The organism is Ruminococcus flavefaciens (assembly GCF_900143025.1).
GTDB lineage: Bacteria > Bacillota > Clostridia > Oscillospirales > Ruminococcaceae > Ruminococcus > Ruminococcus flavefaciens_I.
On the sequence record NZ_FRCT01000001.1, the window covers coordinates 330,698 to 349,136 of the forward strand.

General features: G+C 46.9%; 19 protein-coding genes and 1 pseudogene. 2 read left to right on the forward strand and 18 right to left on the reverse strand.

The annotated features are described in order from the left end of the window. Positions 1-79 precede the first annotated feature (79 nt). The 5 genes from purB to BUB28_RS01560 form a co-directional block, all read right to left on the reverse strand. Positions 80-1,519: an adenylosuccinate lyase gene (purB, locus tag BUB28_RS01540; protein ID WP_072948015.1), complete on the reverse strand. Its 1,440-nt coding sequence runs from the start codon at positions 1,517-1,519 to the stop codon at positions 80-82. Positions 1,520-1,678: 159 nt separating this feature from the next. Then, a complete protein-coding gene (locus BUB28_RS01545; RefSeq protein ID WP_072948016.1) occupies positions 1,679-2,332 on the reverse strand; it encodes a hypothetical protein in 654 nt (217 codons plus the stop codon). 20 nt (positions 2,333-2,352) lie between these two features. Continuing rightward, positions 2,353-2,589: a hypothetical protein gene (locus tag BUB28_RS01550; protein ID WP_072948018.1), complete on the reverse strand. Its 237-nt coding sequence runs from the start codon at positions 2,587-2,589 to the stop codon at positions 2,353-2,355. Between the two features lie 16 nt (positions 2,590-2,605). Then, positions 2,606-3,373 carry a PP2C family protein-serine/threonine phosphatase gene (locus BUB28_RS01555; RefSeq protein WP_072948019.1) on the reverse strand — a complete coding sequence of 256 codons (768 nt, stop codon included), beginning with the start codon at positions 3,371-3,373 and terminating at the stop codon, positions 2,606-2,608. A gap of 21 nt (positions 3,374-3,394) precedes the next feature. Beyond that, positions 3,395-4,534 carry an FHA domain-containing protein gene (locus tag BUB28_RS01560; RefSeq protein WP_072948021.1) on the reverse strand — a complete coding sequence of 380 codons (1,140 nt, stop codon included), beginning with the start codon at positions 4,532-4,534 and terminating at the stop codon, positions 3,395-3,397. 423 nt (positions 4,535-4,957) lie between these two features. On the opposite strand from BUB28_RS01560, the gene secD reads away from it, so the two are divergent. Beyond that, a complete protein-coding gene (gene secD / locus BUB28_RS01565) occupies positions 4,958-6,370 on the forward strand; it encodes a protein translocase subunit SecD (RefSeq protein WP_072948023.1) in 1,413 nt (470 codons plus the stop codon). Continuing rightward, positions 6,367-7,338 (forward strand): protein translocase subunit SecF, encoded by a 972-nt coding sequence (gene secF / locus BUB28_RS01570; RefSeq protein ID WP_072948025.1) that lies wholly within the window; start codon positions 6,367-6,369, stop codon positions 7,336-7,338. The genes secD and secF overlap by 4 nt, the downstream gene beginning before the upstream one ends. A 531-nt stretch (positions 7,339-7,869) precedes the next feature. Here secF and atpC read toward each other — a convergent pair. From atpC to BUB28_RS01630, 13 genes and pseudogenes are all read right to left on the reverse strand, one after another. Continuing rightward, complete coding sequence (atpC, locus tag BUB28_RS01575; protein ID WP_072948027.1) at positions 7,870-8,280, reverse strand: ATP synthase F1 subunit epsilon; 411 nt, start codon at positions 8,278-8,280, stop codon at positions 7,870-7,872. A gap of 15 nt (positions 8,281-8,295) precedes the next feature. Further along, complete coding sequence (atpD, locus tag BUB28_RS01580) at positions 8,296-9,690, reverse strand: F0F1 ATP synthase subunit beta (protein ID WP_072948029.1); 1,395 nt, start codon at positions 9,688-9,690, stop codon at positions 8,296-8,298. A gap of 219 nt (positions 9,691-9,909) precedes the next feature. Further along, a complete protein-coding gene (gene atpG, locus BUB28_RS01585; protein ID WP_072948031.1) occupies positions 9,910-10,818 on the reverse strand; it encodes an ATP synthase F1 subunit gamma in 909 nt (302 codons plus the stop codon). A 14-nt stretch (positions 10,819-10,832) separates the two neighbouring features. Next, complete coding sequence (gene atpA, locus BUB28_RS01590; protein ID WP_431767965.1) at positions 10,833-12,386, reverse strand: F0F1 ATP synthase subunit alpha; 1,554 nt, start codon at positions 12,384-12,386, stop codon at positions 10,833-10,835. Next, positions 12,384-12,863 (reverse strand): annotated as a pseudogene (gene atpH / locus BUB28_RS17605) (ATP synthase F1 subunit delta); the annotation flags it as partial. The pseudogene atpH and the gene atpA, both read right to left, overlap by 3 nt. After that, entirely contained in the window at positions 12,860-13,348 is a 489-nt protein-coding gene (gene atpF / locus BUB28_RS01595) for a F0F1 ATP synthase subunit B (protein ID WP_072948034.1), read from the reverse strand. The gene atpF and the pseudogene atpH, both read right to left, overlap by 4 nt. 32 nt (positions 13,349-13,380) lie before the next feature. After that, the gene (gene atpE, locus BUB28_RS01600; protein ID WP_072948036.1) at positions 13,381-13,608 is read right to left on the reverse strand and encodes an ATP synthase F0 subunit C; all 228 of its coding nucleotides are present in this window, start codon (positions 13,606-13,608) and stop codon (positions 13,381-13,383) included. 27 nt (positions 13,609-13,635) lie between these two features. Further along, positions 13,636-13,863 (reverse strand): ATP synthase F0 subunit C, encoded by a 228-nt coding sequence (atpE, locus tag BUB28_RS01605; protein ID WP_072948036.1) that lies wholly within the window; start codon positions 13,861-13,863, stop codon positions 13,636-13,638. A gap of 26 nt (positions 13,864-13,889) precedes the next feature. Then, a complete protein-coding gene (locus BUB28_RS01610) occupies positions 13,890-14,558 on the reverse strand; it encodes a F0F1 ATP synthase subunit A (protein WP_072948038.1) in 669 nt (222 codons plus the stop codon). 234 nt (positions 14,559-14,792) lie between these two features. Continuing rightward, the gene (locus BUB28_RS01615) at positions 14,793-15,119 is read right to left on the reverse strand and encodes a hypothetical protein (protein WP_242939907.1); all 327 of its coding nucleotides are present in this window, start codon (positions 15,117-15,119) and stop codon (positions 14,793-14,795) included. 42 nt (positions 15,120-15,161) lie between these two features. Then, positions 15,162-16,130, reverse strand: coding sequence for a GDP-mannose 4,6-dehydratase (locus BUB28_RS01620; RefSeq protein ID WP_072948041.1), 969 nt, complete (start codon positions 16,128-16,130; stop codon positions 15,162-15,164). Positions 16,131-16,163: 33 nt separating this feature from the next. After that, positions 16,164-17,288 (reverse strand): glycosyltransferase, encoded by a 1,125-nt coding sequence (locus BUB28_RS01625; RefSeq protein ID WP_072948043.1) that lies wholly within the window; start codon positions 17,286-17,288, stop codon positions 16,164-16,166. After that, entirely contained in the window at positions 17,285-18,433 is a 1,149-nt protein-coding gene (locus tag BUB28_RS01630) for a glycosyltransferase family 4 protein (protein ID WP_072948044.1), read from the reverse strand. The genes BUB28_RS01625 and BUB28_RS01630 overlap by 4 nt, the downstream gene beginning before the upstream one ends. Positions 18,434-18,439 lie beyond the last annotated feature (6 nt).

Below are 18,439 nucleotides of genomic sequence, written 5' to 3' on the forward strand. Positions count from 1 at the left end.
CCTACATCGCCCCGTAAATCATCGGGGAATATATTGGGCTGATGTAGGCATCAGCCTCTACAAAAGAATTGAGCTTCGCTTAGTTTTTCATTTCAAAGCTTTCGCCGAGAATGTCCTTGTTTGCTTCGAGTATAGGCTTTATGCACTCTGCAAGGAACTCATCAACCTGCTGAGAGCTTCTGCCTGTGTAGTTCTCAGGCTTGAGAACAGCGTCAAGTTCCTCCTTTGTTACCATGAACATCGGGTCAGCTTCGATAAGCTCGCAGAGATTGTTGTCCAGACCGCGAACCTTAACGTTTGCGCCTGCTTCCATAGAGTAATCCATGATACGGTCGTGGAGCTCCTGACGGTTTCCGCCCTTCTTGACAGCATCCATCATGATGTTCTCGCTTGCCATGAACGGGAGCTCAGCCATAACGCGGCGGCGTATCATTTCGGGATATACAACGATACCGTTTGTAACGTTCATCATTATATTGAGGATAGCGTCAACGCCGAGGAATGCCTCTGCTACGCTGATACGCTTGTTTGCTGAGTCGTCGAGAGTTCTCTCGAACCACTGTGTGCCTGCTGTGAATGCAGGGTTGAGGCTGTCTATCATTACGTAACGGGCAAGGGAGGTTATTCTCTCACAGCGCATAGGATTACGCTTGTAAGCCATTGCAGAAGAGCCTATCTGCTTCTTCTCTCTTGGCTCCTCCATTTCCTTGAAGGACTGGAGTATACGCATATCGTTTGAGAACTTGCTTGCGGACTGAGCAATATCGCTGAGGAGCTCAAGTACCTTAGAGTCTACCTTACGTGAGTAGGTCTGACCTGATACGGGAACTACTGCATCGAAGCCCATTTCCTCAGCTATCATCTGCTCCAGCTTCTTTATCTTGTCGGTATCGCCCTCGAAAAGCTCCATGAATGAAGCCTGTGTACCTGTTGTGCCCTTAGAGCCGAGAAGCTTTAATGTGGACATACGGTATTCAAGGTCGTTGAAGTCCATGAGGAGCTCATTGAGCCAGAGTGTAGCTCTCTTGCCCACAGTTGTGAGCTGAGCAGGCTGAAGATGTGTATAAGCGAGGCAGGGGAGGTTTTTGTACTCGTCTGCGAACTTCGCAAGGTTGTTCATAACGTTTATGAGCTTTCTGCGGACTATTTTAAGAGCGTCGCGCATGATGATAACATCGGTATTATCGCCTACATAGCATGATGTAGCGCCGAGGTGAATGATGCCTGCGGCATCGGGACAAGCCTGTCCGTATGTGAAAACGTGAGCCATAACATCGTGGCGTGTTATCTTTTCGCGCTCTGCTGCCATTTCATAGTCAACATCGTTGATATGCTCTTCAAGCTGCTTTACCTGTGCCTCTGTAACAGGGAGACCAAGCTTCATTTCGGCTCTTGCGAGAGCTACCCAGAGCTTTCTCCATGTAGTGAATTTCTTATCTGCCGAGAAAATATACTGCATTTCCTCACTTGCATAACGTGTACAGAATGGGCTTTCATAGCTGTTGATATTACCGCTCATTTATAATGTTCTCCTTTTAATTCAATTAGCGTACTGCGACAGTACATCAAATTAATTATAGCATCATACTGCTGTTATGTCAATAAAAAAGGCGGCTCAAAGCCGCCTTAGTTTTGCAGAAAAAACCTTGCATTTTCTGTGAAAATTTGACATGATATGTCATATTTCGTCCATAGTTCCGCTGCTGTCCGACAAGCCGCAAGGACTTTCAGGGAGAGATATATCCGACATTTCATCTGCTGCTGATCTTTTTAAGCTGTCTATCTTCTGCTGGTATGGATCCTTTATATCTCTCTGATGCCTGTCCATTTCCTGATCGAAGAAACGCTCGTTGAAGTGCGGAAAGCCGTCGCAGGCTTCAAGCTTATGGTAGGTCATATTTATTTTCAGGTTTATGAAGGCTGCTGTGCCCACTATTATAAATAGTACAAGGTGGAACCAGAAGCACTTTGTCAGCACCTTGAAATCGTGGAAAAGCTTGTTTTCATATGGACTTATTACCCACAGGAGAAGCTGATTTGCCGTAAGTATGGCTATTACCAGTATCGCCATTATATCTCTGTATCTGTAGCACGCCTGCCATGCGCAGTATCCGACAATAGGCACGATAAAGACCGCATCTACAGAGGCAGCTGTGACGTTGGTTATAAATCCCATGAATATAGCCACAGGAAGGTATACTATCAGAGGTGCAAAGTAGAATATGACCAGAAGCGAACGTATTTTGTTCACGCGGTTGAGAAGAGTAAGATTATGGGCGAATTCACGCGTTTTCTGACTGCGGTTGAGCGCAAATTCAGATGTTGAGGTCATTGTATCATCTCCTGTTGCTGCTATGATATTATTCTTTCGTTTGTGTGGACTATAACGGTATTTTCGATAAGCTTAAAGCCTTCAACGGCTGCTGCTTCCATTACGCCGTCGGAAAGCTTTTCGTTGATATCATGGGGAGGGGTAGTCCTCTCGCGTATCTTTCGTTCTTTTTTGGATATCATAGTCCACATGATGATGTTTATTATCACAAATACCGCAGCAGATGCTGCGATAACAAGTATCTCGCCTGTTGTCATAGAGTCTGCTCCTTTTTCAAAGCTCGGCGCGGAAGAGAGCGACGGTTATGTTATCGCTTTCCGCTCTGTTTTTCACGGTCTCGATAAGCTGGCGCATCTTCGACTGCATATTCTTCTTTGTGGAAGTATTCTTCGCGGAAAGCTCATCGAATATCTCCTTTTCCGTAAGCACATGGCGGAAACCGTCGGAGCATACCATATATGTTACGTCGTTTTCGAGATTTCCAAGTCTTATTTCGGGAGCTACCTCGCCTGTAACGCCTATGCACTGCACAAGGGCGTTTCTTCGCGGGTCTGAAAGAGCCTCCTCGGGAGTCATTTTTCCCATTTTCACGGCGCGGTTCACGTAGGTATGGTCGTCGGTTATCTGGCTGAGTTTATCCGATATCTTGTATATTCTGCTGTCGCCCACATGGAAGGTCATATATTCCGAGTTTACGGCTATTATGCCTGTTGCGGTAGTACCGAGCTGCAAATTGTTGTGTGAGCCGTAATGTACCAGCATAGCGTTAAGTCGGCGGAGTCTGCTTATTACGTTATGTGCGGCTGTCTGCCAGTCCCAGTCGGGAAGCTCAAACGGAAATTCGGTATCGAACCATTCCGCAAAGCTTCTTACAACCTCTGCGCTTGCAAGCTCGCCCCGTGAGAGACCGCCCATGCCGTCGCATACCATTACAAGTGCAGCCATACCTGTACTTGTTTTTGCTGTTTTGACGCATACGCTGTCCTGATTTATTTTTTTTGTGATGCCGATATCGGTATCACAGGCTGCGATATATTTCATAATTCCCCCTTACGGCGGACATTACCCGTCTATAAAATCGAATTCTTCGTTGGAAAGCTTAAGAACATCACCGTTTTTTATTTTTATTTCCGTATCGGCAGGTACGGGAGTACCGTTGATGTATGTTCTGTTTGTTGAATTGTTATCCTCTACGTAGCATGAACCGTTTCGAGTATATATAGTTGCGTGGAGGCGGCTTATAGTCCTGTTTTCCGTGATGCAGAAGTCAACTCTGTCGCGCTCCTTGCCTATCCTGAAAACAGGCTTGTCGATCTTCATTGTAACGCCTGTAGCGCGTCTTGTCAGCTGTGGATAATTCTTCGGGGCGGGCTTGATATGCTCTGATTTTACGAGCTCGGGAAGTCCGCTGCGTTTATTGCTTTCAAGCGAAGGTATTATCTTGGGCTCGGGAATTTCGGGAGCGGCAGTGTGCTTGAACTCCTGAGAGCCTTTGTTTATATCATTGATTATGGTCTGTGCCATATTTACCCGTGTTGCAGGTTCAGGGATATGAGCAGAAGGTCTGCTGAACTGAGTGTGCGCAGGCTCGGGAGTACGTGAAGCAGGTCTGCTGAACTGTGTATGCTCAGGCTTTGAAGGCTGAGCGGCAAAGAGCTCCGGCACTTCTCTGCGGATATACTCCTTTGCTTCTGATATAGTGAAGCCGCTTTCACGGCAGACGAAGTTCATAAAGCCGTCAACTGCCAGATAATCGCTCTGAGACTTGTACTTTGCATAGGTGGATATCTTGCGCAGGCAGTTTACGATGCCGTCGTTGCAGCTCTCATTGTACCACAGAGGCAGATAAAAGAGCCATATATCGAAGTTGTCAGTATCAATGGTGATAAAATCGGGGGCGAGGACTATATTTGTCATGTTGAAGCCGCAGGTCTCTGCGACTTTGATAATGTCGAGAAGGTTCTTGACTATAAGGAAATACTCCTGCTTGTCGATGCCGCTTCTTATTTTATTGATAAGCGGGATACCCTTGGCACCAGTGAATTCAAGTCTGTCTGCGCCATCTGAAAACGGAACGAGCCAGCCTTTTATGCGGTTGTCGATGAAGTATCTGTACTCGGGTTCATTGAGCATTTCGTTTCCTGTAAATCTGCATTTTATACATACTTCGCCGTTTATTTCAGTAAATTTGAGCTTTGCCACATTACCGCTCCTTCCGTTGGATTTTTCTGCTTCTTATTATACAATATTATGCTCTTAAAGTCAATATGATTAGCCCTTAGCCTTTAGCCCTTAGCCGTTAGGAAGCGGTTATGCTCGAATGACCAGCTGTAGGGGACGCCTCCCTCGGCGTCCCGTGGGGCACGAAGAAATTTGTCTCAGTATCGCACCATACAGGCTAATGGCTAAGAGCTAAGGGCTCGTTTAGTCAATAGCTCCGAAATTATACAGTTTTAATTGTGCATATTCTTGAAATGGAAAGTTTTTCAGGCAATACACTTGACTTTTTGATAAAAATATAGTACAATAATTGTAATTGTCAATGAGACAGGAAATAAAAGTCCGATGCCGTTTCTGTGGGCACGCAGAACGACGTGAAAGGGCTTATTTTTAGGAGGCATGACTGTGAAAAAGACAGGCAAATCAACTTTCTTCATTGTCGTTGCTTTTATCGCTTTGTTTGCTGTTACGTCGGTATTTGGTATAGACAAATTATTCGGCGATAACAGAACGACCTACATCAAGGGCGTTGACGATATCCGTCTTGGTATTGATATCAAGGGCGGTGTTGACGTTACCTTCGGTCCGGCAGACGATTATGACGCTGACAAGAGCCAGCTCGCTGCTGCCAACTCGGTCATCAATACCAGACTTGCTTCACTCGGTATCACCGATAATGAAGTTTACAGCGATGAAAAAAGCGACAGAATCATCGTACGTTTCCCATGGAAGGTCGGCGAAACAAACTTCGACCCTGAATCAGCCGTTAAGGAGCTCGGTGAAATGGCTGAGCTTACTTTCCGTAAGGGTACAGACACTACCAAAGACGAGGACGGTAACGAGGTCCCGTCAGGTGAGATCGTTCTCAATGGTGACGATATCGCTTCTGCAAAGGGCGTATACGACAGCCAGGACGGCGGAAAAACCGCTGAGTGGATGGTAAGCCTTAAGCTTAAAGAATCAGGCGAGAAAAAATTTGAAGACGCTACAAGAGAGCTTGCAGGTTCTTCCACACCGATCTCTATCTGGATGGATAATACACTTATTTCAGCTCCTACTGTAAACAGTGTTATTACAGGCGGCAGTGCGGTCATCACAGGTAATTTCGATGATGAATCAGCATCAAAACTTGCAAACCAGATAAACTCAGGTGCTCTTCCTTTCAAAATGGAGACAAAGAGCTTCAGAACTATCTCTCCTACAATGGGTGAGGGTTCACTTGGTGCTATCCTGCTTGCAGCTCTTATCGCATTCATCGGAATTGCTGTATACATGATATTCCTTTACAGACTTCCGGGCTTTGTAGCTGTTATCGCTCTCTGCGGACAGGTTGCAGGTTCTATCGCAGCTATCACAGGCTGGTTCGGTTTCTCGAGCGGCTCTACACTTACTATCCCTGGTATCGCAGGTATCATACTTGCAGTAGGTATGGGTGTTGACGCTAATATTATCACAGGCGAGCGTATCAAGGAAGAGCTCAGAACAGGAAAATCTCTCGATGCTGCTATAAAGATAGCTTACAAGAGAGCATTCTCCGCTATCCTCGACGGTAACATCACAAACGTTATCATCGCAGTTATCCTTATGGGAGCTTTCGGCGTTCCTGACAGTTTCTTCTCGAATATCCTCAACAAGACTATATTCTTCGCATTCGGAGCTACTGCTGAGGGTGTTGTTTACTCATTCGGATTTACACTTCTTGCAGGTGTTATCTGCAACTTTATTTTCGGTGTATTCGCATCAAGACTCATGGTAACTTCACTCTCCAAGTTCAAGTGCTTCAGAAACAGAAAGCTTTACGGAGGTGACGAGAAATGAGCAAGAAAAATACTCAGCAGGAGACCGTAACCACACCTTCAAAGGTATATAATTTCTGTTCCAAGAAAAAGCTTATCCTCGGCGTTGTTGTCGCAGTTCTCGTTGTATTCATCGCAGGTGCGATAATCAGAGGAATACATCTTGCTATCGAATTCAAGGGCGGTACTCTTATCACCTACACATATCAGGGTGATATCAATACCAACGATGTAGGAAGTACCGTAAAGGATATCGTTGGTTCATCAGTTAATGTAAGAACAGGTGAGAATCTTGACTCGGGCGGAAAGCAGCTCACTATCTCATTTACTTCCGATCAGGGTCTTACTGCTGACAGACAGACTGAATTGACAAATGCTCTTAAAGAAAAATTTGCTGTTAATTCTCTTGAGATATACGATTCAAACGACGTAAGCCCTTCATCGGGACGTGAGTTCCTGCTCAAGTGCTTCATAGCTGTGCTTTTTGCAGCTTTCATCGTTATCATCTATATCGCTATCCGTTTCAAGAATATCGGCGGCTGGTCAGCAGGTGTGTGCTCAATATTTGCTCTCTGCCTCGATGTTCTCGTAGCTTTCACAACTACTATAGTATGCGGCTTCAGCGTCGACTCAAACATCGTTGCCGTTATACTCACTATCCTCGGATATTCGATAAACAACACTATCGTTATCTACGACAGAATAAGAGAAAACCGTCATCTTATGCCTAAGGCTTCTCTTAACGAGCTTATCAATGTAAGCTGCACACAGTCGCTTACACGTTCTATCAGAACATCTGTTACAACTATCGGTACTATGGCAATAATCACTATAGTAGTTCTTGTAACAGGCTATGATTCGCTCCTCAGCTTCTCTGTTCCGCTTATGATGGGTCTTATCTCAGGTACATTCTCATCACTCTTTGTTGCTCCTGTAACATGGTCATGGTGGAAGAGTAAGCAGGATAAGAAAGCTAAAAGCAGCAAGTAATTGAATTTTAAGGACCGTCCTTCGGGGCGGTCTTTTTGTTTAAGTTGAGAGTTAGGTATTTTTAGCTGTTTCGTGGCTTGCGGGATGCCGAGGACGGCGTCCCCTACATAATATAGGTAGATATCGGCAAAGCTGACAGAGGGACGCAGTTCCCGTTAGGAGGCGTTTCATATATAATCCCCTTCTATAAAGGGGCAGAAAAATTGGGTTATTCAATGGAAAAACATTGATTATTGAAAAAATAATTTTTGAGTTCTATGTTTTGCATAAAAAATCAAGTGGCGTTTTGTGTATATTGCGGGAGAGGCTTGTGGGACGTCGAGGATGCCGTCCCCTACAAATGTCATTTATACTTGCAATGTTCTCGGTGGGCTGTCGAGGACTCCCAACAAGAGCCGCGACCCTCTGTCCTTCGGACATCTCCCTGTACTACAGGGAGTCACCGTCCCCTACAATATAGGGCGCGTTTCATATGAAAAAAAGCACTCCCGAGGGAGTGCTTTTTTATTCTTTCTGAGCAGCGTAAAGCTGTTATTTAAAGTGCTTCTGAGATATTTTCAGACGGTTCATAGCGCGGTTGAGAGCTGCCTGAGTCTCGTAATATTCCTTTATGCTCTGCTTCTGTCTGAGGAGCTCCTCAGCACGTTCCTTTGCTTCCTGAGCACGTTTGATGTCAATTTCCTCGGGGAGCTCACAGGTGTCAGCGAGAATTATTGAAGAATCAGGCATTACCTGTATAAATCCCTCTGATATGGCAGCGTATTTCCATTCGCCGTTGATCAGATATTTCAGCTCTCCTGTGGGGAGACAGGTTACAAGGGGCTCATGTCCTGCCATGATACCGAGAAGTCCGTCTATAGCAGTTATAACCAGATGCTCTACCTCTCCGCTGAAGAAGACCCTGTCAGTAGCTATTATTTCAAGGTGAAAGGTTTTAGCCATATAAAGCCGCCTCCTTTATTCCTCGTCCATCTGACGGGCTTTCATTATAACATCGTCTATCGTTCCTGCCATAAGGAATGCAGCCTCAGGGTACTTGTCCATATCGCCGTCAATGATAGCCTTGAAGCCTTCGATAGTGTCTTTAAGAGGTACATATTTGCCCTTGAGACCTGTGAAGTTTTCAGCTACGTTAAATGGCTGTGAAAGGAACTTCTGTATCTTTCTTGCGCGGTATACGGCAAGCTTGTCGTCCTCGTCAAGCTCCTCCATACCGAGGATAGCGATGATATCCTGCAATTCCTTGTACTTCTGGAGAAGCTCCTGTGTGCGTCTTGCGACCAGATAATGCTCCTCGCCGACTATTTCGGGTTCGAGGATACGTGAATTTGACTCCAGTGGGTCAACAGCAGGATAAATACCCTGCTCAACTATCTTACGCGAAAGTACGGTAGTAGCGTCAAGGTGCGCGAAGGTAACGGCAGGTGCAGGGTCAGTAAGGTCGTCCGCAGGGACGTAAACTGCCTGTACCGAGGTGATAGAGCCGTTTTTCGTGGAGGTGATACGCTCTTGCAATTCGCCGACTTCTGTTGCAAGTGTAGGCTGATAGCCAACGGCAGAGGGCATACGTCCCAACAGAGCCGAGACCTCAGAACCAGCCTGTACGTAACGGAAGATATTGTCGATAAAGAGAAGAACGTCCTTGTGCTCGCGGTCACGGAAATACTCAGCCATAGTAAGACCTGTCTGAGCCACACGCATACGTGATCCGGGGGGTTCGTTCATCTGACCGAATACAAGGGCGGTCTTGGAGATAACTCCAGACTCCTGCATTTCGTTCCAGAGGTCGTTGCCCTCACGGGAACGCTCTCCGACACCTGTGAATATAGAGTAGCCGCCGTGCTCGGTGGCGATATTTCTGATAAGCTCCTGTATAAGAACGGTCTTGCCAACGCCTGCACCGCCGAAAAGACCTATCTTACCGCCCTTTGCGTAAGGTGCGATAAGGTCTATGACCTTGATGCCTGTTTCAAGTACCTCAACAACAGGGCTCTGATCCTGGAATGTGGGAGCCTTGCGGTGTATCTCCCATTTTTCCTCGGTCTCAACGTCGCCCTTCTTGTCGATAGGTTCACCGAGTACGTTGAACATACGTCCGAGAGTATTCTCGCCTACAGGCACTTTGATACACGAGCCTGTGGGAGTTACTTCCATGTTTTTGCTGAGTCCTTCACTGGACGCAAGCATTATACAGCGGACTATGTGGTTGCCCATATGCTGAGCAACTTCCATAACGCGCTTTTTTCCGTCGACCTCGACTGTGAGAGCGTCCCTTATCATAGGGAGCTTTCCAGCGCCGAATTCAACATCTATAACAGGTCCGATGACCTGTGTTATTCTGCCTTTTTCCATTGCTTTCTCCTTTGTTTAAGAGAATTTGGGGTATAACATTTTTGTAGGGGAGGGCGCCCTCGCCCTCCCGGAACATACATAACATTGTACTGTACAACGGGAGCCCGAGGGCGGGCTCCCCTACATATTTTTACATGAATTATGCGGAACGCCGAGGGCGGCGTTCCCTACATTGAACCAATGGTCTTGTATGCGGACGCATATCAGGCGTCTCTGCGGTCATTCGACGAGAGACTGTGCGCCGCCGCAGACCTCGGTTATCTCCTGAGTGATAGCCGCCTGTCTTGCGCGGTTGTAGAGCAGTGAAAGGTCCTTTATCATGTCCTTTGCACTTGTAGTTGCAGCGTCCATAGCGGTCATGCGCGACTGCTGCTCGCAGCAGAAGGCTTCGACCATAGCACCGTATATGATGCCCTTTGCATACTGAGGTATGAGGTAGTTCATAACTTCTTCAGGTGAAGGCATGAAAGAAGCTTTCGGCAGCTTTTTCATCGTACCGTCTGCCGCCTTGCCGAAATGCTTTCGCTCAAAGGGGAGCAGTCTGAGAGTTCTTGGCTCCTGAACGTTTGAGTTTATCATATCGGTATAGATAAGGTAGACCTCGTCAAGCTCGCGCTTTTCAAATTTGTCCAGCACCAGCTCGGCTACCTCCTGCGCTCTGTAAAGAGTCGGATTTTGCGTGGTATAGAGGAATTCACCGTCTACAAAAGCCTTTTTGTCACTGCCTATACGACGCTGGAAGTGCATTCTGCCTACCTGTCCCATTACAAAGAGGTAGCAGTTGTCGATATCAGCGGCTTCCTTCAGCTTCTGCTCGGTGTATTTGAGTATGTTATGGTTATAGCTTCCGCAGAGTCCCTTATCGCCTGTGATGACGATATATCCCTTTTTACGCTTATCCTCGGGGATATCCGAACGTCTGTCGAAGTACAGCTGACGGGTGTGGGGAGTATGCTCCAGAACGCTTTCGATAGTTGACTGGAGCTTATAGAAGTAAGGCTCTGTACACTCAAGCGACTTCCTTGCCTTTTTCAGCTTTGATGACGACATGAGGTACATAGCATTGGTGATCTTCAATATCTGCTGTATACTGGCGATCCTTTCGCGGATCTCTCTCATATTAGGCATATTACGTCACCGCCTTATTCTTCAAAAGCTGTGAGTATTCTTTCGATACGCTCTGCAAGGTCGTCTGTGAGTACCTTATTCTCTTCTATCTCTGTGATTATATCCTGACCGTAGCTTCTGATGTAGTTCATAAGGTCTGTGCGGTACTCTCTCAGCTCCTTCAGGGGGATACCCTTGAAAAATCCGTGCTGTGCCGCATAGAGGAGTATTACCTGCTCATAGTGGGGCAGTGGATTGTAAAGAGGCTGTTTGAGGAGCTCCGTAAGCATATGACCGTGGTCGAGAAGCTCTGTTGTGGACTGGTCAAGCTCTGATGAGAACTGTGTGAATATCTCCATTTCCTTGAACTGAGCAAGGTCGATACGGAGATTTCCCGAAGCCTTCTTCATGGCCTTTGTCTGAGCTGCGCCGCCGACACGGGATACGGAAAGTCCGTAGTTTACCGCAGGACGGAGACCTGAGTTGAAAAGCTCGCTTTCGAGGAATATCTGACCGTCTGTGATAGAGATGACATTTGTAGGGATATAAGCCGAGATATCGCCTGCGAGAGTCTCGATTATAGGAAGTGCGGTAAGTGAACCGCCGCCGTGCTCGTCATCAAGACGGCTTGAACGTTCGAGAAGTCTCGAATGGAGATAGAATACATCACCCGGATATGCTTCACGTCCCGGTGGACGGTGGAGCAGAAGTGACATGGCTCTGTAGGCAACGGCGTGCTTTGAAAGGTCATCGTATACGATGAGTACGTCCTTGCCCTTTGACATGAAGTATTCAGCGATAGCAGTACCCGAATACGGAGCTATATACTGGAAAGGAGCAGGGTCGCTGGCTGATGCCGACATAACGACAGTATAGCTCATAGCATCGTACTTTTTAAGGGTATTTACTATCTGTGCAACAGTCGAGGACTTCTGACCTATGGCAACATAGATACAGATAACGTCCTGACTCTTCTGGTTTATTATAGTATCAACAGCAATGGAGGTCTTACCTGTCTGGCGGTCGCCGATGATAAGCTCACGCTGTCCGCGTCCGATAGGGAACATTGAGTCGATAGCAAGTATACCTGTCTGGAGAGGTACATTTACAGGCTTACGCTCGATAACACCGGGAGCTTCGCGCTCGATAGGGAAGTAATCGTCAGCCTTTATCTGTCCGAGACCGTCTATAGGTGCGCCGAGGGCGTCGACTACTCGTCCGAGAAGCTCGTCGCTTACGCCGATACCTGCTCTTTTGCCTGTTCTGATAACGGAAGAGCCCTCTGTGAGACCGTGGTCGTCACCGAGGAGAACTACTCCCACAGTTTTTTCTTCAAGGTTCTGTACGATACCTCTTATGCCTGTTTCAAATTCAACAAGCTCGCCGTACATAACGGAATTCATGCCGTAAACTCTTGCGATACCGTCACCTAAACGGGTTATGAAGCCTGTTTCGGTAGCTCCTGACTTTACGTCAAAGTCGCGCACCTCTGTCTTGAGGACGGAGATGATATCGCTCTTGGAGTCGGTCTTTACGCCTGTATTGCCTTCTACATACTCTGTAGCCTTAGTCTGGAGGGTATCCTTCATAAGTCTGAGGCTTGTACGGTAGCTCTTGTCGTATTCAAGGTCGCCTGCATTTAGTATGAAGCCGCCGATGATGTCGGGGTCGTGCTTATACTCTATATCAACGTCCTCTTTTACGAATTTGTCCATGATGAACTTGCGGAGGTCTGCCTGCTGAGCCTCGGTAAGGGGCGTAACATAGCGGACTACAGCCTTTATGCTGCCCTGCTTGTCAAGGAGCAGCTCGTCATATTCATCAAGTATCTCGCCGATGCGCTCTATAGCTCCGCCGTGTATGACGTTAAGCATGAATTTATGCATAGATTCGGGGAAGAGCTTGTTTACTATGCCGCGCTTTTCGTCGTATGTGACCAGTGGATTTGAGAGCGTATCCGCAACATCGGGACAGGTCTCCAATACCTTTCTTACAGCAGAGCAGTCAGTCTGAGAAACATCAAGACGGACAAGCTCTTTCAGGAACTCTCTGTCTGTGTCTTTCATTCTTTGCCCTCCTCTTCGGAAAGGAACTTATCTACAAGACGGCGGTTCTTTTCGTCGTCAACATTTTCTCCGATGATCTTTGAAGCAGCTTCTATGGCAAGATCGGCGATCTCGGACTGTGCCTGACGGAGAACGCGCTTTCTCTCGTTCTCGATAGCCTTGTCTGCGTCAGCAACGATCTTGTCTGCTTCTTCCTGAGATTTCTTTATTATAGCCGAGCGTTCGGCTTCAGCGTTCTCGTGCGCCTTCATGATTATCTGGTTAGCCTGTTCCTTGGCATCACTGATAGAGTCCTCATACTGTTTGCGGAGCTCCTCAGCTTCTTCCTTAGCCTTCTGAGCGGAGTCCAGATTATCCTGTATGGTGCGTGTGCGCTCAGCCTTCATTTTGTTTATAGGTTTGAAAAGGAATATCCTGAGCAGAACGAACAGCAGCACTGTATTGAAAACAGCCCAGAAGATGCTCCAGAATTCAAATTTAAGCATTATTTGCCCTCCTTATGTGATTTTTCTTAGGCTTATTTGCTGCCAAGTGAAAGGATTATAAGGAGTGCGATAACGAAGCCGTAGATAGCGGTAGCCTCTGCGAGAGCACAGCCCAGCAGGAGAGCTGTTCTGATATCGCCCTTAGCTTCGGGCTGACGAGCGATAGACTCTGTAGCTTTAGCGGTTGCCAATCCTATACCAATACCCGCACCTGCGCCTGTAAGAACGGCAACAGCTGCACCTAATGCGATTATTCCCATTTTAATATACCTCCAATAATTAACTGCTTACTTGCTTCCAAGTGAAAGGATTATAAGAAGTGCGATAACGAAGCCGTAGATAGCGGTAGCTTCTGCGAGAGCACAGCCCAGCAGGAGAGCTGTTCTGATATCGCCCTTAGCCTCGGGCTGACGAGCGATAGACTCTGTAGCTTTAGCAGTCGCCAGACCTATTCCGATACCTGCGCCTGCACCTGTAAGAACGGCAACAGCTGCGCCTAATGCGATTATTCCCATATTTATTTACCTCCGTGAAGTTGTTATCATTTTTCTTCTTCCTCTAATGCCTCAGCCATGTAAAGCGAGGTAAGGAATGCAAATACGTATGCCTGAAGCAGTCCGTCGAAAAGGTCAAAATAGCCGCTTGCGATAACAGGCACACCGCCGGGTACACAATGCTTTATGAGCTCCATAACTACGAATGCACCGAGGACGTTACCGAAAAGTCGCATACAAAGCGAAAGCGGTCTTGTCACAAGGTCAAGCAGGTTAATGGGGTTAAGGAAGCTTTTCAGCCATTTCAGCGGTCCCTTTTCTATGATGAAGGAAGCCTGTACCAGTATGATAGCCATTCCCGCAAGGGCAGCCGTCACGTTTATGTCCTTTGTAGGCGGTACGAAGCCGAATACACCGATTATATTCGAGAAGCCTATGTAGATTATGAATGTCTCAAGTATGGGGACATATTTTTTTCCCTTTTCTCCGAGAATATTCGTAAAGAAGTTGTCGAGAAAGTCCATGAAGGCTTCTACCAAACACTGTGAGCCTGTAGGCACCTTTTTCAGCTTCCTTGTGAATATTATAGACAGCAGAACCAGTACTGCTATGATTATCCAAGTTACCACACATGAATCGGGAACGGGGATACCGCCGAAAATTGGTATGGTAAACGCGGTATGGTTATCCAGCTGTTCCATTAGCTCTTCTGCCATGATAACACCTTCTTTCCGTATGTTGATAAAATAATAAAACGGAGACTGCAATTACACAAATCTCCGTTGATTGAGTCTTGATGGGTAAAGATATACGTCCTGCGGACTTTTTCAAGCTGAGGGGCACATCCTGTCCACACTATTATATAATATAACAAAACCGATATATTGTCAAGAGTTTGACGAAAAATTTTGCATAATCATTGGGAATGATAATATATAAAAAACAGCAGTTTACTTTCCGTCGCCCTCAGCAAGTTTTACGGCTCTGTCAAGGCGTTCTATAGCACCCGAGTTGAGCTTTTCGGTGAGCCTTACGCGGTCGAGCTCCTTCTTGAAGGCAGCAAGCTCGTTGGCTATTTTACGCATTATATCTTCATTCTGTATCTGCTTATCCTCAAGTGCGCATACTCTTTTTATCAGGTCGTTGATATTCAGGGCGAGGAGCTCGTTGGCGGCGTTCTGTTTATCGCCGAATTCCGTAAGCTTTTCGCCTGCCTTGAAGGTACCTATCTTCTCGTGGCCCGAAAAGGTACGCATTTTCTCGTTAGTAAGCTTCATATCAGACAATTTGTTCACTCCTTATCTTAGGCTCTTTTGCTTTTATGGTTCTGTTCCGATAGAAGTACCATAGGACATGAGCTTTTTTCTCCAGTAGTCAAGAGTATCCTTTATAGTCTGCTCCATAGTTATTTCGGCGCACCAGCCTGTATCTGCATGAATGTGCGAAACATCGGGTTCTATAAGCGGTATATCCGAAGCTCTCATACGTGCAGGGTCACGTTTTACCTCTATAGGCTGGTTTGCGTAGGAAAGGGCGGTATCCAAGATATACTGTATCTCAACAGCCTTTCCTCTGCCTACGTTGTAAACGCTTCCGCTCACGCCCTTTTCGCCTAAAAGCCTGTAAGCTCTTACAACATCGCGGACATCTGTGAAATCGCGCTTTGCAGAGAGATTTCCAACACTTATGACAGGCTCTTTCATGCCCTTTTCTATCTCTGCTATCTGACGGCAGAAATCCGAGATAACGAAGATATTGCTCTGTGCAGGACCTGAGTGGTTGAAGGCGCGGACAAGTATGATATCCATTTTGTACGCACGGGCGTATATCTTGCCAAGCATATCCTGACAAGCCTTTGTAGCGGCGTAGATATTTCCCGGGTTAAGGGGCTCTGACTCCGAAAGGGGACAGGCTCCCTCGCGTATATAGCCGTATTCCTCGCCTGAGCCGATGAGAACAAGTCTCATATCCTTTCTTTCGGCATCGCGGACGGCTTCAAGTACATTTATCGAGCCGACTACGTTTATCTCAGCTGTGAGCTGAGGACGTTTCCACGAAACGGATACGGAGCTCTGAGCGGCAAGATGATACACCACATCGGGCTTGATATCGTCAAGGAGCGGCGATATATCTTCTTTTTTCAGTATATCAAGAGGGTATGTGAAACATTCCTCTTTTATTTCTTCATTTGGCAGACAGGTCGCGTGTACTTCCCAGCCTGCGGCTTTAAGCTCTCTTATGAGATATCCTCCCACAAAGCCTGCCGCACCTATTATAAGTGCTTTCATAAGTCCGCCTCCTTATTTTTTTCGTCTTTGGTACTATCCTTTAAGAATATCGTACAATCTTCCGATTATTGCTTTTTCGTTGAATTCGTTCTTTACGCGCTCTGCGGCAGCTCTGCCGTATTTTTCGCGGAGCTCTCTATCCTCGGCAAGGGTATTTATTGCCTGTGCCAGAGACTTTGGCGATGACGGGGGAACTGTCAGTCCTGTCTGTCCGTTTATGCTGACGTAGGGGACTCCTGATTTAAGAGCGGTATTTATTACGGGCTTGCCGTAGACCATAGCTTCAAGCTGTACTATGCCGAATGCCTCGCTTGGAGCAACCGACGGCAGTACGAAGATATCGCAGTCCGCATAAGCCTGTCGGAGTTCTTCGTCGGGGAGAAATCCGAGGAAATGGACTTTCTGCTCCATATTATGTGAGCTTACGAAGTTTCTGAGCTGGTCGCCAAGCTCTCCTGTACCTGCTATGAAAAGCTCGCAGTCCTTTACCTTTGTGAAGGCTTTGAGCAATACGTCTACGCCCTTATAATAGACAAGCCTTCCCGTGAAAAACACCTTTACACAGCTCTTGTCAGTGGCTTTTTCCGTGAGTATGCTGCGGCGCGGTACAGCGAGGTAGTCCTCGGGAGTTATGCCGTAGGGCAGAACCTTGCATTTATGGCTGTATTTATTGAGATAAAGGGAATGTTTAACGTGTCCCTCTGTAGCGGTCAGAATGACATCTGCTCTTTTCAGCAGGTAGCGCATGAAGGGCTTGTAGAAAAACATCAGCTTTTTCTGCTTTACTATGTCGCTGTGCCATGATACGACCACCTTGCCCTTGAAGCCCGACAGCAGAAGTGCTGCATCTGCAAGGGGGAATGGTACGTGGATATGCACAACATCGGCTTTTGCAGCCATTCTTCTGAAATGCTTTATAAATGAAATGGACAGGGGACATGAAAAGTAAGTGCCGAGGCTTCCTGCTCTCAGCAGCTCTACACCGTTCATTTTCTCCCTGATGGCCTTGCCCCTTCCGTCACGACAGACAAGAGCCTTCAGGCTTACATCGTCAAGCTTTGTAAGCTCCTCGGAATACTGCCTGATAAGGGTCTCGATACCGCCTGTATGGGGAAAATAAGCTTTATTGACTTCAAGAATTCGCAGTTTTTTACTCATTTTACAAGCTCCCTGTAGACTTCCATAAGCATTTCAGCCGAACGCTCCCATGTGAAGCCTTTTGCTCTTTCGAGACCTTTTTCGCTTAGCTCTTTTCTTAGCTTTTCATCGCTGTAGAGCCTGTAAAGTCCCTGTGCGATGCTTTTTACCGAATAAGCGTCGCATATTACGGCGCAGTCGCCTGTGACCTCGGGGAGAGAAGCTTCTCCCGAAGCAAGCACGGGTACACCGCAAGCCATCGCTTCAAGGGGAGGCATACCAAATCCCTCGTAGATAGACGGGAAAACGAATGCAAGTGCGCCGCACATCAGCGGATTCATGTCCTCTGAGGGGACGTATTTTGTGAAGATTATATTCTCTGTCATACCCAGTCTCTCTACGCGGCTGTATATGCCGTCATTGAGCCAGCCCTTGCCGCCTGCAAGCACCAGTTTGGGAGCTTTTTCGCCTACCTTCTTCGCAAAGGCGGCGTAGGCGGAAATGAGCCTTTCAAGGTTCTTTCGGGGCTCGATAGTGCCTAAATAGAGGAAATAATCTCCCTCTATCTCCAGTGACTTCTTCACCTCGGGTATGCGTTCGGGAGTCTCGCAGGGGTGAAACCTTTCAAGGTCAACACCGCAGGGAACTACCCTTATTTTATGTTCGTGCTGAGGAAAATATTTGATTATCTCAGCTTTTGAGAATTCGGAATCCGTAACGATAAGGTCTGCACGTTTCAATGAGCGTTTCAGTCCCGAGACAAGCATGAAGCGGGTACGTCCGCGGACTGTTTCGGGGAAAGCCTTGTAGACCATATCATGTACCGTGACCACCTTTTTTCCGTGTACAAACGGAGGCACGATGTAGTTGAAAAAGTGAGTTATATCTGATCTTCTGCCAAAAAAGAAAGAATAGGGGATAGGGAAGAACGTAGTAAGCAGACGGTAAAGATAGCCCGAAAAGCTTGTAGTATTGAGCTTTATCTGCTTTCCGCCGAAGTCTCTTACGCGCTTTTCGCGTTCCTTGTCGCCGCTTGTAAAGACACTGTATTCGTATCGGTTTTCGGGGTGGAGCTTTGCAAGAGTCCGGGTCTGTCCCACCTCGCACCAGCCTATTCCCGTTATTTTATCGCTGCATATCGGTACAGCATCGAAGGTGATATTCATAATAGC

What these genes read in the sequence shown, in the direction of transcription:
- atpG (WP_072948031.1), bottom strand. Translation starts at nt 10,818, where the DNA reads ATGCCTAATATGAGAGAGATCCGCGAAAGGATCGCCAGTATACAGCAG.
- BUB28_RS01555 (WP_072948019.1), bottom strand. Translation starts at nt 3,373, where the DNA reads ATGAAATATATCGCAGCCTGTGATACCGATATCGGCATCACAAAAAAA.
- BUB28_RS01550 (WP_072948018.1), bottom strand. Translation starts at nt 2,589, where the DNA reads ATGACAACAGGCGAGATACTTGTTATCGCAGCATCTGCTGCGGTATTT.
- BUB28_RS01610 (WP_072948038.1), bottom strand. Translation starts at nt 14,558, where the DNA reads ATGGCAGAAGAGCTAATGGAACAGCTGGATAACCATACCGCGTTTACC.
- atpD (WP_072948029.1), bottom strand. Translation starts at nt 9,690, where the DNA reads ATGGAAAAAGGCAGAATAACACAGGTCATCGGACCTGTTATAGATGTT.
- atpE (WP_072948036.1), bottom strand. Translation starts at nt 13,863, where the DNA reads ATGGGAATAATCGCATTAGGCGCAGCTGTTGCCGTTCTTACAGGTGCA.
- atpC (WP_072948027.1), bottom strand. Translation starts at nt 8,280, where the DNA reads ATGGCTAAAACCTTTCACCTTGAAATAATAGCTACTGACAGGGTCTTC.
- BUB28_RS01545 (WP_072948016.1), bottom strand. Translation starts at nt 2,332, where the DNA reads ATGACCTCAACATCTGAATTTGCGCTCAACCGCAGTCAGAAAACGCGT.
- BUB28_RS01630 (WP_072948044.1), bottom strand. Translation starts at nt 18,433, where the DNA reads ATGAATATCACCTTCGATGCTGTACCGATATGCAGCGATAAAATAACG.
- BUB28_RS01620 (WP_072948041.1), bottom strand. Translation starts at nt 16,130, where the DNA reads ATGAAAGCACTTATAATAGGTGCGGCAGGCTTTGTGGGAGGATATCTC.
- secF (WP_072948025.1), top strand. Translation starts at nt 6,367, where the DNA reads ATGAGCAAGAAAAATACTCAGCAGGAGACCGTAACCACACCTTCAAAG.
- purB (WP_072948015.1), bottom strand. Translation starts at nt 1,519, where the DNA reads ATGAGCGGTAATATCAACAGCTATGAAAGCCCATTCTGTACACGTTAT.
- atpE (WP_072948036.1), bottom strand. Translation starts at nt 13,608, where the DNA reads ATGGGAATAATCGCATTAGGTGCAGCTGTTGCCGTTCTTACAGGCGCA.
- BUB28_RS01615 (WP_242939907.1), bottom strand. Translation starts at nt 15,119, where the DNA reads ATGAAGCTTACTAACGAGAAAATGCGTACCTTTTCGGGCCACGAGAAG.
- BUB28_RS01625 (WP_072948043.1), bottom strand. Translation starts at nt 17,288, where the DNA reads ATGAGTAAAAAACTGCGAATTCTTGAAGTCAATAAAGCTTATTTTCCC.
- atpA (WP_431767965.1), bottom strand. Translation starts at nt 12,386, where the DNA reads ATGAAGGATACCCTCCAGACTAAGGCTACAGAGTATGTAGAAGGCAAT.
- atpF (WP_072948034.1), bottom strand. Translation starts at nt 13,348, where the DNA reads ATGCTTAAATTTGAATTCTGGAGCATCTTCTGGGCTGTTTTCAATACA.